Genomic DNA, 14,641 nt, shown 5'->3' on the forward strand with positions numbered 1-14,641 from the left:
GGGACGGGCCGGGTCGTGCCGCCCGTACCGCCGTGCCGCCGTACCGCCGTGCCGCCGCACGGCCGCACCGCCGCCCGCGGGTCCCGTGGGGCGCACCCTAGGGTGGAGGCGTGAGCGAGGTCGACGACATCCTGCGCGATCTCGCGCTGTCACGGGGGACGCTCGACCGTGTCGCCCACGAGCGGCAGCGTCCGGACGCCGTCGCGACCCTGCTCGAGGACCCGCGCACGCGGGTCGTCGAGGTCAGGGGAGACCGGCTGCACGTCGTCGAGGACGGCAGCGGTGCGCTCGCCCTGTCGGTGCGCGCGCCCGAGGACGCCGACGCCGGCCGGCTCGTCCTGCACCTGGGACGCGACACCGACGGCGCGGCACACGTCGCCGTCGTCGCGACGGCGGAGCCCGACACCGACGCCGCGGCGGGCGCCGACGGGTGGCTGACGCTGCGGCAGGCCGGGGAGGCGATGGCCGCGCGCGACGCCGGGGTGTTCACCACGGCGCTCGCCCTGGCCCACTGGCACGCCGCTCACCGGTTCTGCCCCCGGTGCGGTGCCCCGACCGAGGCGGTCCAGGCCGGCTGGGTGCGCCGGTGCACTGCGGAGGGCAGTGAGCACTACCCGCGCACCGACCCCGCCGTCATCATGTCCGTCGTCGACCCGGAGGACCGGCTGCTGCTCGGACGCGGGGCGCAGTGGCCCGAGGGCCGGTTCTCGGTGCTGGCCGGCTTCGTCGAGCCGGGGGAGTCCTTCGAGGCCGCGGTCGCACGCGAGGTGCGCGAGGAGGTCGGCATCGCGATCGATGCCGCCCGCTACCTCGGCAACCAGCCCTGGCCGTTCCCGTCCTCGGTGATGATCGGCTTCGCTGCCTCGACGACCGACACCGAGCTCGTGCCCGACCCTGCCGAGATCGCCGAGGCCCGCTGGGTGACGCGGCAGGAGTACCGCGACCTGCTGGCCGGCGGGACGATCCGGACCCCGAGCGGCATCTCCATCGCCAAGCGGATCATCGAGCGGTGGCTCGGTGCCACCGTGGAGTCGGTCACCGGCGGCGCGACACCGCGCTGGTGAGCCGGTGACCCGCCAAGAGGTCCTCGCCGACGCGCCGGGACGCGTCAGACCGCGAGGCGCGACTTGACCTCGGCGAGCGAGGGGTTCGTCGCGGCGGTGCCGTCCGGGAAGACGACGGTCGGCACGGTCCGGTTGCCGGCGTTGACCTGTTCGACGAAGTCGACGTGCTCGGGGTTGGCCTCGAGGTCGATCTCGGTGAACGGCACGCCCTCGCGCGTCAGCTGACCCTTGAGCCGCGTGCAGTAGCCGCACCACGTCGTGGTGAACATCGTGATCGAGCCCTCGTCCGGGGTCACCTTGGGCATGCTGTTCCTTCATCCTTCGTCTGCGTCCGTGGCCGGACGCGGTCTCGTGCCGGCTGGGGACGGCCCGTCGCACGTGTCGTCCCTCGGTGCAAGGATGACTCCATGGCCTCGCGCGGTGCAAAACGACCTCCCAAGATGGACGGCGAGGCCTACGAGACCGAGCTGCGGCGGCTGCAGGTCGAGCTCGTCGCGTTCCAGGAGTGGGTGCGGGCCACCGGGCAGCGCGTCGTCGTCGTCTTCGAGGGCCGCGACGCCGCCGGCAAGGGCTCGGCGATCAAGCGGATCACCGAGTACCTCAACCCGCGCGTGGCCCGCATCGCCGCGCTGCCCGCGCCCACCGACCGCGAGCGCAGCCAGTGGTACTTCCAGCGCTACATCGCCCACCTGCCGGCGGCCGGCGAGATCGTCCTGTTCGACCGATCCTGGTACAACCGGGCCGGTGTCGAGCACGTCATGGGCTTCTGCTCCGACGAGCAGTACCACCGCTTCCTCGCCCAGGCCCCCGTGTTCGAGCGGATGCTCGTCGAGGACGGTGTCGTCCTGCGCAAGTACTGGTTCAGCGTCTCCGACGTCGAGCAGGAGCGTCGGTTCCGCTCCCGCGCCAAGGACCCGATGCGGCAGTGGAAGCTCTCCCCGATGGACCTCGAGTCCATCACCCGGTGGGAGGACTACTCGGAGGCCAAGGACCGCATGATGGCCGCGACGAGCACCGACTGGGCGCCGTGGCACGTCGTCGAGTCGGACGACAAGCGGCGTTCGCGGGTCAACGTCATGCACCACCTGCTCACCTCGATCCCGCACGAGCCGATGACCCCCGAGGTGCCCCCCGTGCCCGACCGTCCGGCCCCGCGGGGGTACGAGCGGCCGCCCCAGAGCGAGCAGAACTACGTGCCCGACCACGCCGCGGACGTCCTCGCGGCGGCCGACCAGCGCTCGAAGGGTGATCGGTCCTGAGCCACGCACGCCCCGCAGGCCCTGATGCCCCCACGACCTCCGCAGGTCGCGCACCGTCCGCCGACGACGTCCTCGCCGGCCTCGACCCCGAGCAGCGGGAGGTCGCGGTCGCGCCACCCGGGCCGCTCTGCATCCTCGCGGGCGCCGGTACCGGCAAGACGCGCGCCATCACGCACCGCATCGCCTACGCCGTGCACTCCGGTGCCCAGCAGCCCCAGCGGGTCCTCGCCCTCACCTTCACGGCGCGCGCCGCGGGGGAGATGCGCACTCGACTCCGCGGGCTCGGTGTCGCCGGCGTCCAGGCGCGCACGTTCCACGCAGCCGCGCTGCGCCAGCTGCACTACTTCTGGCCGCAGGCCATCGGCGGGGCGGCGCCGGAGGTCATGAGCCACAAGGCGCCGGCCGTCGCCGAGGCGGCCTCCCGGCTGCGCATGCAGTTCGACCGCACGACGATCCGCGACCTCGCGGCCGAGGTCGAGTGGGCCAAGGTCAACCTCCTCACCCCGCAGTCCTACGCCACGCGGGCGCGCGAGGCGCGCCGCGAACCGCCGGGCGTGGACCACACGGCGATGGCCCGCCTCTTCGAGGCCTACGAGGACGTCAAGCAGCGGCGCGGCGTCATCGACTTCGAGGACGTCCTGCTGCTCACCGTCGGCATCCTCGACGAGCGCGAGGACATCGCGCGCGCCGTCCGCTCCCAGTACCGGCAGTTCGTCGTCGACGAGTACCAGGACGTCAACGACCTGCAGCAGCGACTCCTCGACCTGTGGCTCGGCGAGCGCGACGACCTCACCGTCGTCGGCGACCCCGCGCAGACCATCTACTCCTTCACCGGCGCGAGCCCCCGCCACCTCGTCGGCTTTCCCAGGCGCTTCCGTGGCGCGCACGTCGTCCGCCTCGTCCGCAACTACCGGTCCTCGCCCCAGATCGTCGCCCTCGCCAACACCGTCGTCGGCTCCGGCACGCAGGCGGCGCGCGAGGGCGCGGTGCGGCTGCAGGCGCAGGGGCGCAACGGCCCCGCCCCCGAGCTCGTGTCCTACGCCGACGACCCCGCCGAGGCAGCCGGAGTCGCCGCGCGGGTCCGCGCGCTCGTCGACGACGGGCACGCGCCGGCCGAGATCGCGGTGCTGTTCCGCACCAACGCCCAGTCGGAGGCCTTCGAGTCGGCCCTCACCGATGTCGGCGTGCCGTACCTCGTCCGAGGCGGCGAGCGGTTCTTCGCCCGCAAGGAGGTGCGCGACGCCATCCTGCTGCTGCGGGGAGCCGCCCGCGGCGACGAGGGCGAGAAGTCGCTCGGCAGCCTGACGCGTGACGTCATCACCGGTGCGGGCTGGTCGCCCGAGCCGCCGGCCGGCGGGGGAGCGACGCGCGAGCGCTGGGAGTCGCTGAGCGCCCTCGCGACCCTGGCCGACGAGCTCGCCGCCGCAGCTCCCGAGGCGCGACTGCCCGAGCTGGTCGCCGAGCTGGACCGGCGGGCCGCCGAGCAGCACGCGCCCGCCGTGCAGGGTGTCACCCTGGCCAGCCTGCACGCCGCCAAGGGCCTGGAGTGGGACACCGTGTTCCTCGTCGGGGCCTCCGACGGCCTCATCCCCATCTCGATGGCCGAGGGGCCCGACGCCGTCGAGGAGGAGCGGCGCCTTCTCTACGTCGGGCTGACGCGGGCCCGGCGTCGGTTGCACATCTCCTGGTCCTCGGCACGCACCCCGGGCGCCCGAGCGACCCGACGCGTCTCGCGCTTCCTCGCGCCGGCTGCCGACATCCTCGGTGCCGGCGCCCGTGCGGAGGCGAGGAGCGGCGGGTCGCGGCGCAGCGCCCCGAAGCAGGCGCGTCTGGCGTTCTGCCGCGGCTGCGGCACCGAGCTGACGACCGCGGCCCAGCGCAAGACGGGCCGCTGCGACGCGTGCCCTCCGACCTACGACGAGGCCACCTTCGAGCGGCTGCGCACGTGGCGGCTCGCCGTCGCGCGAGCCGCGAGCGTGCCCGCCTACGTGGTGTTCACCGACGCGACCCTGACCGCGATCGCCGAGGAGGCGCCCTCGGACGAGGCGGGACTCGCCGGAATCAGCGGCGTCGGGGCTCGCAAGATCGAGCAGTACGGCGCCGACGTCCTCGCCGTCCTGAAGGGCGCAGATGTCGAAGAGCTTCTTGAAAGGCGTTCTGCCGCAAAGGAATCGCCAGATCCTTGAGATTGCCTGAAAAAACTTCCGAAATCTTCGATAAATCAGTTGTTCGGTCGCTCGGGGCCCGCGTACCCTTGACGACGTCAAGCCCGACGGCCCAGGTGGCCGGTCGGCGACCGCGAGCCACAGTGAGGAGGGTTGACCTGATGGACATCACCACGATGACGACGAACGCAGTGTCCTGCGTTCTTTCCGTGCGTCTGCGTCCGGTCGGCCAGATCCTCATGGCGGACAACCGTGCTCAGGGCGAGGGGACCACTGTGTCCTTCGCCGCCCGTCAGGGCCGCGGTGTCGCCGGTGCCGGCTCCCTCGTCGAGGGACTCGTCCCGGCCGCCGCCCGCACGTTCGACCCGGACTACAAGACCATCGATGTCGCTCGCTCCCGCTCTGGGAGGCCACCGGTCTAGACACAGACCGAGCCTCACCTCCAGGCCGCGAACCCGACATCACCGGGTTCGCGGCCTTTGTCGTTTCTCACAGCCGTATGCCGCTCCACCCGACCACAGCCACACGGTCAGCCATCACCAGCAGCACCCACAGGTGCCAGACAGATCAGGGAACCCACATGACTCCCCGGATGCCGAGCAGCAGGACCGAGAGCCGCACCACGGGTGCCGGCCTTCGGGCCAGGACAGAGACGAGTGAGACGCAACGGTCGACGACGACCGTGCAGGAGACGGAGGTGAGAACGATGCAGCTGAGCGAGATGCTCGACCTCGGCACCGAGGCGCAGCAGGTCGGGGAGACCATCCCCTGCCGCGACTACGACGCCGAGCTCTGGTTCGCCGAGCGACCCGAGGACGTCGAGTTCGCCAAGACCCTCTGCGGGCTCTGCCCGGCGCGGGTCCAGTGCCTCGCCGGTGCCCTCGAGCGCCAGGAGCCGTGGGGTGTCTGGGGCGGGCAGCTGCTCGTCCAGGGCGCCGTCGTCGCGAGGAAGCGACCCCGCGGCCGTCCGCGCAAGCACCCCGTGGCCGCCTGAGCTCCGTTGTGACGCACCGCGATCCACATGGCCAGCCGGACCACCGACCACGACACGACCACCCACTTTCTTCCCAGACGAGGAGACCGTCATGAACCAGCTCGAGATGCTGGCTCGCGACCGGATCAACCAGCGCAGTCAGCGCTCGGAGCGCAGCGGCATCCGTCGCAGCGCCCGGCTGATCGCGCAGGAGATCCGCGCCAGTCGACGCCACCACGAGAAGTGACGCTGGTCCCGCAGGAGCAGGACGTCACGAGCAGTACCCCACAACCGAACCGAGTGAGCGAGCCGCGGGTGACGCGAACGTCACCCGCGGTTTCGCGTCCCCGGCCGGTGACCGTCGGGACCTCGGCGCCGTCGCCGGTGTGAGGTCCTGTTCTGGGCGTGGTGCCCACACGACACGCGCCAGCGGCGGATACTCGAAGTGAGGAGAAGGGAGACCCCCATGGCCACCTCGAGCACCGACGCCGCGCAGAACACGGCGGCCACACCCAGCACCGACCCCGACCCGGCAGAAGCCGCCCTCGTGTGCGGCTCGTGCGGACGGGTCGCCTCCGGCCCCTCCCGTGCCGCCGCCCTCCTGTCATGGGGCCGGGGCACCGAACGCGGCCGTACGACGTGGACGTGCGAGGCCTGCAGCCGCGAGCACCTCCGCTCGATCGAGAGCAAGCTCGACCCCGCCTGGTGGTGATGCCGCGCGCCGGGACCGCGACGCAGCCGGTGCCCGCCTAAGCGTCCGCGTCGTCGATCGGCGGCAGGTCGGCGCCGGGCAGCAGCTCGTCGACGGCCTCGCGCCCGCGGACGGTGCCCCCGAGCTGCGAGAGCACGCCGATGCCGCCGCCCCAGACGCGGTGGATGAGCAGGTACTCCCGGGGCAGGTTGAGCTTGAAGGCCACCGCGTAGTTCGGCTGGCGAGGGTCGTTGATGTGGGCGAAGACGCCCCGCAGCCACTCCCGGCTGAAGGTGAACTCGTCGGTGCGGAACGGTGCCATGAAAGGCTCGAGGTAGTCGAGCAGCCGCTCGGGGTCGATGTCGATGCCCGAACGGACGAAGCCGAGCCGGCGCAGGCCCTCGAGCACCTCCTCGGCGCTGCCGCGCAGACCGGTCGTGAGCAGCGGGCCGATCTCGGGCGGCATGCCCCCGGGCAGCCGGTTGACGGCACCGAAGTCGATGACGCCGAGGCGCCCGTCGGGCGTGATGCGGAAGTTCCCCGGGTGCGGGTCGGCATGGAGCAGTCCCGCCCGGGCCGGTCCGGCGAGGAGGAACTCGAGGTAGAGCTGCGACGCGGCGTCGCGCTGCTCCCGCGTGCCGGAGTCGATGATCCGCGACAGCGGCAGCCCCTCGAGCCACTCGGAGACGATGACGTGCTCGGCGCCCTCGACGACGTCGGGCACCGCGAACTCGGGGTCGTCCCGGAAGGCCGCCGCGAACGCCTGCTGGGACCGGGCTTCGAGGCGGTAGTCCAGCTCCTCGGCCATCCGCTCGCGCAGCTCGTCGAGGATCGGTCCGAGCTCGATCCCCGGCACCCACCCCGCCGCCACCCGCGCCACCCGCGAGATCTGGCGCAGGTCGCTCATGAGGGCCGCGCCCGCGCCGGGGTACTGGATCTTGACCGCCACCTCGCGGCCGTCGCTCCAGACCGCCCGGTGCACCTGGCCGATGGACGCCGACGCCACGGGGTGGTCGTCGAAGGAGACGAACCGGCTGCGCCAGCGTGGGCCGAGGCTGGTGCGCATCACGCCGTGGACAGAGCTCGTCGGCATCGGTGGGGCGCTGTCCTGCAGCTTGGTCAGCATGGCGCGGTAGGGGCCCGAGAGGTCTTCGGGCAGGGCCGCCTCGAAGATCGACATCGCCTGGCCGAACTTCATCGCGCCACCCTTGAGCTCGCCGAGCACCTGGAACAGCTGCTGGGCGGTGCGGGCCTGCAGCTCGGCGGTGACGACCTCTGCGGGGCGGCCCCCGAGACGCTTGCCCAGGCCGAGTGCGGTGCGGCCGGCGAAGCCGAGGGGCACCGAGGCGAGCTTGGCCGAGCGCACGACGGCCTTGCGCGGCAGGTCGGTCACCGGGCACACCCTCCTTCGACGCGTCCTCCGGCACGGCTGGGCCCGTCGGTCGGCAGGCCCTGCCCCGACTCTAGATGTTTCGGTCTCGCGGCACGGACGGACGCCTGGGCCCCAGCCCTCAGGCCGAGCACCGGTCCGTCGGGGTCCGCGCCTGCGGGTGGGCCGTGCACAGCGGGTGCGGGCTCCAGCGTCGGTGGTCCATCCGCGGCCAGGGCACGGCGACCTCGACGGAGACGCCGCCGGGCAGGGCGTCCCCTCGCACGACGCGTCCGGCGAGCAGGGTCACCGCACCCGCGACGAGCTGGGACAGTCCGGGTGCGAGGGGCTCGCGCCAGGGCGACCGGCCGGTGACCGTGGTGCCCGCCGGCGCCGCGTCGTCGTGCCGCATCGCCTGGGTGAGGACCGTGGGCCAGGCGTCGTCGCGGTCGGTGCGGTGCCGTTCGAGGCACCACAGGCACGGCCCGGACCCGTCGGCCGGAACGAGCGGACCCACCGTCGCGCACGGGCCCGCATCGCTGACCGGCAGGTGCGCCACGCCGTGCGCCAGCCACACGTCGCCGCGACGGGGGTCGACGAGAGGCGCGCCGACGAGGACGACGAGCGCGGGCGCGTCGCGGGCGGGCTCGGCGAGGGCCAGGTCGACGTCGGACCGGTCGCTGACGACGAGGCCGGCCCCGGCGTCGCGCAACGCGGCCGCGACGTCGGAGGCCAGCGACGTGTCCCCGTCCACGAGGACCCTCCGCCGGGCCGTCGGCTGCCGCAGGGCGGGACGGCCCGGCCGGCGCACGGACGCGGGCGACCCGGACGCGGCGGAGGCCTCGACGAGCACGCCGAGCGACGCCGCGAGCGCGAGCACGTCACGCCAGCGGCGGCGGGCCACCCCGGCGCCGGCCGCCACGGCGTAGGTCTGGTCGCTCGTCAGCGACCCGTCGAGACCGGCGAGGAGGCTCGCCTCGGCCGGTGTGACGCCCTCGACGACGGGTGCCCCCGGCAGGAGGCCGAACTGGATCTCGCCGGGACGCCGCACGTACGGCCGCAGCCAGGCGGGCAGGCGAGGACGGTCGGGGACCGGGAACGAGGACATCGGGCCTCCAGGCGGGTCGAGCGGCGACGCCGGTCCTCGGCGGGCGAGGTCCGGACCCGCTCAGGCTGGCAGGCCGCGAGCGGGCCACGAGCGGGTCGTCCACAGGCCCGGGCCCGCCTTCCCGGCCGGCAGGCTCGGCAGGCACGAGGCACGGCACGCACGAGGCTCGGCACGCACGATGCTCGGCACGCACGAGGGGCGGGACCCGTCGGGTCCCGCCCCTCGTCACACGGCGTCAGCGACGCCGTCGCGACCTGGTCAGGCCTTGCCCAGAATGCGGTTGAGGTTCGTGCCACACACGGGGCACTGTCCCTTGGCCATGCGGCGACCGTTGTCGGACACGACAACCTTGCCCTCGGCCTCGCGCTTCTCCTTGCACTTCACGCAGTAGAACTCGCCCTTGTAGGTCTCGTCAGCCATTGGTGTCTCCTTGTAGCTGGCGCCCATCCGACGGGCGCCTCGACTCCTGCAACCCTAGAGCACGCTGAGCACGAAATCATGCTCATCCCCCGCTGGGCGCGCGCGTCGGCGATGCGGTACAGCCCCCTGCTCCAGCGCGTCCGCGCCGTGCTGCGGGCGGCTGTCGGTGTGCTGGCCTAGCCTGCCCCTATGGCAGTGGCGTCCCGCGAGGTGGTGCACACGGTGGTCGACGGTGTCGCCGTCGAGGTCCGCCGCAGCCCGCGTCGCCGTCGCACCGTCTCGGCCTACCGGCAGGAAGGACGCCTCGTCGTCCTCGTCCCGGCCCGGATGAGCCGGGCGGAGGAGGGGGAGTGGGTGCGCACGATGGTGGCGCGCGTCGCCGCGTCGGAACGGCGCCGGCAGCGCAGCGACACCGACCTCGAGCGTCGGGCCCTCGAGCTGTCCCGCGACCACCTCGGCGGCCGCGCGGTGCCCTCGAGCGTGCGCTGGGTCGGCAACCAGGCGTCTCGCTGGGGCTCGTGCACACCTGCCGACGGCACGATCCGCCTGTCCGACAAGCTGCACGGCATGCCGTCCTGGGTCGTCGACTACGTGCTCCTCCACGAGCTGGCCCACCTGCTCCAGCCCGGCCACGGGCCGCAGTTCTGGGCGCTCCTCGAGGGCTATCCGCGCCTGGAGCGGGCGCGGGGCTACCTGCAGGGCGTCTCCGCCGCGGCGGGGCTGGACCTCAGCGACGACTGAACCGACGCCGGTGTCCGCGGTTGCCGCGGTGCTCTCCGTGTCCCCGGAGCCTTCGGCCACCCGGCGCCGTGTGCCCGTGCCGTGCCCGGCGGCCGACGCGTCAGCCGCGCAGGGCGCGCCTCCCGGCCTCGACGAGGGGACGCAGCTCGTCCCGGGTCCCCTCCGGCAGCGCCTCGACCGGCCACCAGCGCACGTCGAGCGACTCGTCGCTGACCCTGGCCCGGGCGCCACGCGGCACGACGGCCGCGAAGCGGATGTCGAGGTGCTCGCGGCACGACCCGAAGTCGCCGACGAGGGCGTGCCGGTCCAGGTGGACGATGCCGGGCAGGACGGTGAGGGCGTCCATGCCGGACTCCTCGGTGGCCTCGCGGCAGGCGGCGTGCCACACCGACGCGTCGCCTTCCTCGTAGTGACCGCCGAGCTGGAACCACGCCAGGGCGCGCCGGTGGTGCGTGAGCAGGGTGCGCGCGCCCTCGTCGTCGAGGACGACGACGCTGCCGGTCAGGTGCGCCGGTGGTCCCTGCTTGCTCATGGCGTCGGGGTGCGCGGCCAGATGGTCGAGGAACTCGACCCGGAGACGCTCCTGGGCAGCGTCGGGCGCCTGCCACGACTCCAGGCGCGCCATCGCGTCGGCACGCAGCCGCAGCCACGCCTCGCCGACCCCGCGACGTGCCGCGCTGCTGTCCCTCGGGGTCACCGAGGCGGACCGGGGAGGTCCCCGGGATCGCCCGAGTCACTGGAGTCACCGGAGCCACTGGAGCCACTGGAGCCACTGGAGCCACTGGAGCCATCGGCCTCTCCGGCGGAGCCCGGTCGGGCATCGCGGCCCCGCTCGCGCTCGGCGTCCTCGAGGATGTCGCGCAGCACGGAGTCGAGGTCGCCGAGCTCGCCGCCACCACCGGCGTCACCGGCCCCACCGACGCCGGCCGACCCACCGCGCACCCGCTCGACGAAGCCGATCGGGTCGTCGAGGTCGCGTGAGGTGGGGGCGAGGTCCGGGTGGGCCCAGCGACCGTCACGCAGCGACGCCCCGCCCGCGTCCTCGAGCGCGGCCCAGAGGTTGGCCGCGTCGCGCAGCCGGCGCGGGCGCAGCTCGAGGCCGACGAGCCCGGCGAACGTCTTCTGGGCGGCGCCCCCGACGCGACGCCGACGGATCGTCTCGGCGAGCGCCGCCGACTGCGGCAGGTGGCGCGAGGTGGCGCGGTCCGTCACGTGGTCGACCCAGCCCTCGGCGAGCGCGAGGAGGGTCTCGAGCCGGTCGAGCGCCGCCTGTTGCGCGGCAGTCGGCTGGGGCCGGAACAGGTTGCCCTGCAAGGCGGCTCGCAGCGCCTCGGGGTCCGAGGGGTCGATCGTCGAGAGCGCCGACTCGATGGCGTCGGTGTCGATGGTGATGTTGCGCGCGTAGTCCGACACCGCCGACAGCAGCTGTGGGCCGAGCCACGGCACCTCGGCGAACAGCCGGACGCGCGCAGCCTCGCGCACCGCGAGGTAGAGGCGCACCTGGGCGATGTCGATCTCGAGGGAATCGGCGAGCGCGGCGACGTTGCCGGGCAGCAGCGCGACGACCCCGGGCTCGGTCAGGGGCAGCCCGACCTCGGTACCGCTGACGACCTCCGTCGCGAGCGTGCCGACGGCCTGGCCGAGCTGGGCCGAGAACATCTGGCGGCTGAGGTTGCCGAGCATCGGCGCCCACTGGTCCACCATGGCCCGCGGGTCGAAGCCGGCCGGCAGACCGGGCGGCAGCGCGTCACCGAACGCCTCGGGCCCGAGCTCGCCGACCTGCTTGCGCAGCGCGTCGGACGTCGCCGCCGTGACGCCGTCCGAGACCGGCTCGATGAGGTCGAACCAGCGCGGCATCGTCGCCTCGACCCACTCGGCGCGGCTCAGGCCGGTGGCACGCCAGGCCGGCGTCGACAGGGTGGTCTGCTCGTCGAGCCACAGGGAGGCGACGGACACGGCGTCGACGACCGCGCGGGACGCCGCGTCGTCGTGCACGTCGTTGCCCTCACCCGCCAGCACGTGCTTGCGGGCGACGTCGGTGGCGAGGTCGCGCGAGCCGGTCGGGGACTGCTGGGCGGCCATGAACGTGCCGAGCTGGGCCCGCATCGCGGCCTGGGTCGCCGGGTCGGTGAGGTCGACGCCCATGCTGCGCATCGCCTCCGCGAGCTCGGGGTTGCCGGCAGCCTCGCCGAGGACCTGCTCGAGCATCGCGCCGATGTCGGCGGGGGGCACGTCGCCGCCCCCGGGGCGACGCAGCGGCAGCCCGAACGGGCTGTCCGCCCCGAAGAGCCCCGAGGGGTCGGAGGGCACCGACGGCATCGACGGCATCGACGGCACCGTCGGGTCGCCGCTGGACGCCGCGTCACCGCTCGGGTGACCCGTCTCGGCACCGGCCGAGCCGCCTGCCTCGTCACCCGCGTCCGCCCGACCGCCGGACTGCCCGGCGTCGGGTCCGTCCTGCTCGTCGTCGCGTTCGTCGTCGTGTCCGTCGTCGTGCCGGGAACCTCGGTCGTCGGCCATCCTGCTCATCCCCATCGCCGCTGTCGGTTGTCTCTCCAAGACAACCACGGACCGGTCGGGTTGGTTCCCCCGTGGTCGCGGCGACCGGACGCGAGGGCGCGGCCCGGCAGCATACGATGGCGCGCGTGACGGTCACCCTTGCCGAGATCCGCGAGTCACCTCTGTCGGTCGACGAGGTGCTCGCGAGCGTGTCCGACCCGCGCGCCGGCGGCACGTGCCTGTTCATCGGCACCGTCCGTGACCACGACCGCCCGGCCGGGGCCGCGGGTGAGGGCGGCGGCACGGGCGAGCACGCCAGGGGCGTCAGCCACCTCGACTACACGGCACACCCGCAGGCCGCCGAGGTCGCCCGCGCGCTCGCCGAGAAGCACGCCGCGGACGGTCGGGTCGTGCGGATCGCGGTCGTCCACCGCGTCGGCCACCTCGAGGTCGGCGACCTCGCGGTCGTCGTCGGGGTCAGCGCCGAGCACCGCGGCGAGGCCTTCGAGGTGTGCCGGGCCCTCATCGACGAGTTCAAGGCCGGCGTGCCGATCTGGAAGCACCAGCAGTTCACTGACGGCGCCGACGAGTGGGTCGGTTTGCCGTGAGGACGATCCGACGCGTGCCGGACCAGCAGCCCGGCACGTACCCGCCCGTGCCCCGCGCGTCCGTCCCGGGTGTCCACGACCCCCGCCACGGCGACGACGGTCGGCTGACCCGGGGGAACAAGGCGGTCCTCGGCCTCTTCTTCGCCTTCCTCGTCGCGATGGTCATCGGGTCCCTCGTGCACCTGCCGTACGCGGTCATGAGCCCCGGCCCGACGCAGGACACCCTCGGCGTCTCCTCCGACGGCAAGAAGACGCCGATCATCTCGGTGACCGGCCTGCCCACCTACCCGACCGACGGGGCGCTGCGGTTCACCACCGTCCGCGTCGAGGGCGGGCCCGGCTACCCGGTCGACGCGTGGGACGTCCTGCGGGCGTGGATCGACCCGACCCGCGACGTGTACCCGGTCGACGACGTCTTCGACCCGCAGGTCAGCGAGGAGCAGGTCGCCGAGGAGAACGCCGTCCAGATGGCCGGGTCGCAGGAGGAGGCCACGGCGGTCGCCCTGCGCGCCATCGGCAAGGTCGTACCGACCCACATCGTCATCGCCCAGCTGACCGACCAGTCCAGGGCCAAGGACCTGCTCAAGCCCAAGGACCGGATCCTGCGTGTCGGCGGCACCGAGATCACGTCGGCCGACGACGTCCGCACCGCGCTCCAGCAGCGTCGACCGGGCGAGAGCATCGAGCTGACGGTGTCGCGCGGCGGCAAGGACGTCACCGTGACCGTCCCGACCATCGAGGGGCAGGGCGGCCGGACGGCGCTCGGGGTCATCCTCAGCCTCGCGCACGACTTCCCCGCCACGGTGAAGATCGATGCCGGCTCGATCGGGGGCCCGTCGGCGGGCCTCATGTTCAGCCTCGGCATCTACGACAAGCTGACGCCGGGCGCGCTCGCGGGCAACCACCAGATCGCCGGCACCGGCACCATCGACGACGCCGGCAACGTCGGGCCGATCGGCGGCATCCGCCAGAAGCTGGCGGGGGCCCGCGCCGACGGCGCCACCTGGTTCCTGGCGCCGGCGGGCAACTGTGACGAGGTCGTCGCCCACGTGCCCGACGGGCTGCAGGTCGTCAAGGTCTCGACGTTCGACCAGGCCCGCGACGCCGTCGAGGCGATCGCGAAGGACAAGACGGGCTCCCTGCCGCACTGCTGAGCCCGGACGGAGCACCGCCCCACCGGGACAGGGGGGGCGGTTCGGCCCGGGCGGGAGCCTCGCTCAGTCCGAGAGGGTGGCGCGCAGGGCCTCGACGAGTCCGGGCGCGATGTCGCGACCGGTGGCCACGGCGTCGTCGGAGTCGTGGTCCCGCTGGCGCAGCAGGCAGATCGAGGCACCGTCCCGCAGCACCGCGACGACGAGCCGCACGTCCTTGCGGTCCGGGTGCGAGGCGAGCGCCTCGACGGCGTCGGCCGAGCGGCTCGGCAGGTCGCGCTCGGCCTCGGGCGGCACGACCATCCGCTCGATGGCGAAGGCGCAGCCGGCGACCTCGGCGGGCCAGGCGATTCGGCCGAGCAGCGTCTCGAGCGAGCTCGTCCGGGGCAGGCCGTCCTGTTCGATGGCGGTCAGCGCCCCGTCGGCGAGATCGGCCGGACCCATGCCGGCGCGCAGCTGCGGCTCACGCTCGAGCAGGTCCGAGGTGCGCACCAGGGCGAAGAGCCGGGCCGGCTGGTCCCAGCCGCCGGCGGCGACGTGACGCTCGGTGTCGAGGCTGTCTCTTATACACATCTGACGCTGCCGACGACGGA

At 73.6% G+C, this 14,641-nt stretch carries 17 protein-coding genes; 10 read left to right on the forward strand and 7 right to left on the reverse strand.

Annotated elements, in window-relative coordinates:
* Positions 1-110 precede the first annotated feature (110 nt).
* Positions 111-1,064: an NAD(+) diphosphatase gene (gene nudC / locus ACR9ZK_RS06355; protein WP_481341047.1), complete on the forward strand. Its 954-nt coding sequence runs from the start codon at positions 111-113 to the stop codon at positions 1,062-1,064.
* Positions 1,065-1,108: 44 nt separating this feature from the next.
* Here the strand turns inward: nudC and ACR9ZK_RS06360 are convergent, their stop codons facing one another.
* Positions 1,109-1,369, reverse strand: coding sequence for a mycoredoxin (locus ACR9ZK_RS06360; protein WP_481341048.1), 261 nt, complete (start codon positions 1,367-1,369; stop codon positions 1,109-1,111).
* Between the two features lie 102 nt (positions 1,370-1,471).
* Here ACR9ZK_RS06360 and ppk2 point away from each other — a divergent pair, with 102 nt between their 5' ends.
* The 6 genes from ppk2 to ACR9ZK_RS06390 all read left to right on the forward strand — a co-directional run bounded on the left by ppk2 (position 1,472) and on the right by ACR9ZK_RS06390 (position 6,173).
* The gene (ppk2, locus tag ACR9ZK_RS06365) at positions 1,472-2,323 is read left to right on the forward strand and encodes a polyphosphate kinase 2 (protein ID WP_481341049.1); all 852 of its coding nucleotides are present in this window, start codon (positions 1,472-1,474) and stop codon (positions 2,321-2,323) included.
* A complete protein-coding gene (locus tag ACR9ZK_RS06370) occupies positions 2,320-4,509 on the forward strand; it encodes an ATP-dependent DNA helicase UvrD2 (protein ID WP_481341061.1) in 2,190 nt (729 codons plus the stop codon). The genes ppk2 and ACR9ZK_RS06370 overlap by 4 nt, the downstream gene beginning before the upstream one ends.
* 140 nt (positions 4,510-4,649) lie before the next feature.
* A complete protein-coding gene (locus tag ACR9ZK_RS06375; RefSeq protein WP_481341050.1) occupies positions 4,650-4,910 on the forward strand; it encodes a hypothetical protein in 261 nt (86 codons plus the stop codon).
* Between the two features lie 284 nt (positions 4,911-5,194).
* On the forward strand, positions 5,195-5,482 hold the full coding sequence (locus ACR9ZK_RS06380; RefSeq protein WP_481341062.1) for a WhiB family transcriptional regulator: 288 nt from the start codon (positions 5,195-5,197) through the stop codon (positions 5,480-5,482).
* Positions 5,483-5,573: 91 nt separating this feature from the next.
* Positions 5,574-5,708, forward strand: a complete 135-nt coding sequence (locus tag ACR9ZK_RS06385) for a hypothetical protein (protein WP_481341051.1) — start codon at positions 5,574-5,576, stop codon at positions 5,706-5,708.
* 219 nt (positions 5,709-5,927) lie between these two features.
* Positions 5,928-6,173 carry a hypothetical protein gene (locus ACR9ZK_RS06390; protein ID WP_481341052.1) on the forward strand — a complete coding sequence of 82 codons (246 nt, stop codon included), beginning with the start codon at positions 5,928-5,930 and terminating at the stop codon, positions 6,171-6,173.
* A 37-nt stretch (positions 6,174-6,210) separates the two neighbouring features.
* Here the strand turns inward: ACR9ZK_RS06390 and ACR9ZK_RS06395 are convergent, their stop codons facing one another.
* The 3 genes from ACR9ZK_RS06395 to ACR9ZK_RS06405 all read right to left on the reverse strand — a co-directional run bounded on the left by ACR9ZK_RS06395 (position 6,211) and on the right by ACR9ZK_RS06405 (position 9,049).
* On the reverse strand, positions 6,211-7,545 hold the full coding sequence (locus ACR9ZK_RS06395) for an ABC1 kinase family protein (RefSeq protein ID WP_481341053.1): 1,335 nt from the start codon (positions 7,543-7,545) through the stop codon (positions 6,211-6,213).
* Positions 7,546-7,663: 118 nt separating this feature from the next.
* Positions 7,664-8,629 (reverse strand): hypothetical protein, encoded by a 966-nt coding sequence (locus ACR9ZK_RS06400; protein ID WP_481341054.1) that lies wholly within the window; start codon positions 8,627-8,629, stop codon positions 7,664-7,666.
* A 258-nt stretch (positions 8,630-8,887) separates the two neighbouring features.
* Positions 8,888-9,049 carry a DUF5679 domain-containing protein gene (locus ACR9ZK_RS06405; RefSeq protein WP_020143053.1) on the reverse strand — a complete coding sequence of 54 codons (162 nt, stop codon included), beginning with the start codon at positions 9,047-9,049 and terminating at the stop codon, positions 8,888-8,890.
* Between the two features lie 189 nt (positions 9,050-9,238).
* Here ACR9ZK_RS06405 and ACR9ZK_RS06410 point away from each other — a divergent pair, with 189 nt between their 5' ends.
* The gene (locus ACR9ZK_RS06410) at positions 9,239-9,790 is read left to right on the forward strand and encodes a M48 metallopeptidase family protein (RefSeq protein ID WP_481341055.1); all 552 of its coding nucleotides are present in this window, start codon (positions 9,239-9,241) and stop codon (positions 9,788-9,790) included.
* Positions 9,791-9,890: 100 nt separating this feature from the next.
* Here ACR9ZK_RS06410 and ACR9ZK_RS06415 read toward each other — a convergent pair whose 3' ends face one another.
* Positions 9,891-10,487 carry an NUDIX hydrolase gene (locus tag ACR9ZK_RS06415; protein WP_481341056.1) on the reverse strand — a complete coding sequence of 199 codons (597 nt, stop codon included), beginning with the start codon at positions 10,485-10,487 and terminating at the stop codon, positions 9,891-9,893.
* Positions 10,484-12,310: a zinc-dependent metalloprotease gene (locus ACR9ZK_RS06420; RefSeq protein WP_481341057.1), complete on the reverse strand. Its 1,827-nt coding sequence runs from the start codon at positions 12,308-12,310 to the stop codon at positions 10,484-10,486. Before ACR9ZK_RS06420 ends, ACR9ZK_RS06415 begins: the two co-directional genes overlap by 4 nt.
* A gap of 116 nt (positions 12,311-12,426) precedes the next feature.
* Here ACR9ZK_RS06420 and ACR9ZK_RS06425 point away from each other — a divergent pair, with 116 nt between their 5' ends.
* Positions 12,427-12,897: a molybdenum cofactor biosynthesis protein MoaE gene (locus ACR9ZK_RS06425; RefSeq protein WP_481341058.1), complete on the forward strand. Its 471-nt coding sequence runs from the start codon at positions 12,427-12,429 to the stop codon at positions 12,895-12,897.
* A 14-nt stretch (positions 12,898-12,911) separates the two neighbouring features.
* Positions 12,912-14,051, forward strand: coding sequence for a YlbL family protein (locus ACR9ZK_RS06430; protein WP_481341059.1), 1,140 nt, complete (start codon positions 12,912-12,914; stop codon positions 14,049-14,051).
* 63 nt (positions 14,052-14,114) lie between these two features.
* Here the strand turns inward: ACR9ZK_RS06430 and ACR9ZK_RS06435 are convergent, their stop codons facing one another.
* Positions 14,115-14,621, reverse strand: coding sequence for a PPA1309 family protein (locus ACR9ZK_RS06435; RefSeq protein ID WP_481341063.1), 507 nt, complete (start codon positions 14,619-14,621; stop codon positions 14,115-14,117).
* Between the last annotated feature and the right edge of the window lie 20 nt (positions 14,622-14,641).

The organism is Monashia sp. HAY1-5C (genome assembly GCF_056755255.1).

Excerpts from the sequence above, each read along its gene's own strand:
- ACR9ZK_RS06360 (WP_481341048.1), bottom strand. The coding sequence starts at position 1,369 with ATGCCCAAGGTGACCCCGGACGAGGGCTCGATCACGATGTTCACCACG.
- ppk2 (WP_481341049.1), top strand. The coding sequence starts at position 1,472 with ATGGCCTCGCGCGGTGCAAAACGACCTCCCAAGATGGACGGCGAGGCC.
- ACR9ZK_RS06375 (WP_481341050.1), top strand. The coding sequence starts at position 4,650 with ATGGACATCACCACGATGACGACGAACGCAGTGTCCTGCGTTCTTTCC.
- ACR9ZK_RS06380 (WP_481341062.1), top strand. The coding sequence starts at position 5,195 with ATGCAGCTGAGCGAGATGCTCGACCTCGGCACCGAGGCGCAGCAGGTC.
- ACR9ZK_RS06385 (WP_481341051.1), top strand. The coding sequence starts at position 5,574 with ATGAACCAGCTCGAGATGCTGGCTCGCGACCGGATCAACCAGCGCAGT.
- ACR9ZK_RS06390 (WP_481341052.1), top strand. The coding sequence starts at position 5,928 with ATGGCCACCTCGAGCACCGACGCCGCGCAGAACACGGCGGCCACACCC.
- ACR9ZK_RS06400 (WP_481341054.1), bottom strand. The coding sequence starts at position 8,629 with ATGTCCTCGTTCCCGGTCCCCGACCGTCCTCGCCTGCCCGCCTGGCTG.
- ACR9ZK_RS06405 (WP_020143053.1), bottom strand. The coding sequence starts at position 9,049 with ATGGCTGACGAGACCTACAAGGGCGAGTTCTACTGCGTGAAGTGCAAG.
- ACR9ZK_RS06410 (WP_481341055.1), top strand. The coding sequence starts at position 9,239 with ATGGCAGTGGCGTCCCGCGAGGTGGTGCACACGGTGGTCGACGGTGTC.
- ACR9ZK_RS06420 (WP_481341057.1), bottom strand. The coding sequence starts at position 12,310 with ATGGCCGACGACCGAGGTTCCCGGCACGACGACGGACACGACGACGAA.
- ACR9ZK_RS06425 (WP_481341058.1), top strand. The coding sequence starts at position 12,427 with ATGGCGCGCGTGACGGTCACCCTTGCCGAGATCCGCGAGTCACCTCTG.
- ACR9ZK_RS06435 (WP_481341063.1), bottom strand. The coding sequence starts at position 14,621 with ATGTGTATAAGAGACAGCCTCGACACCGAGCGTCACGTCGCCGCCGGC.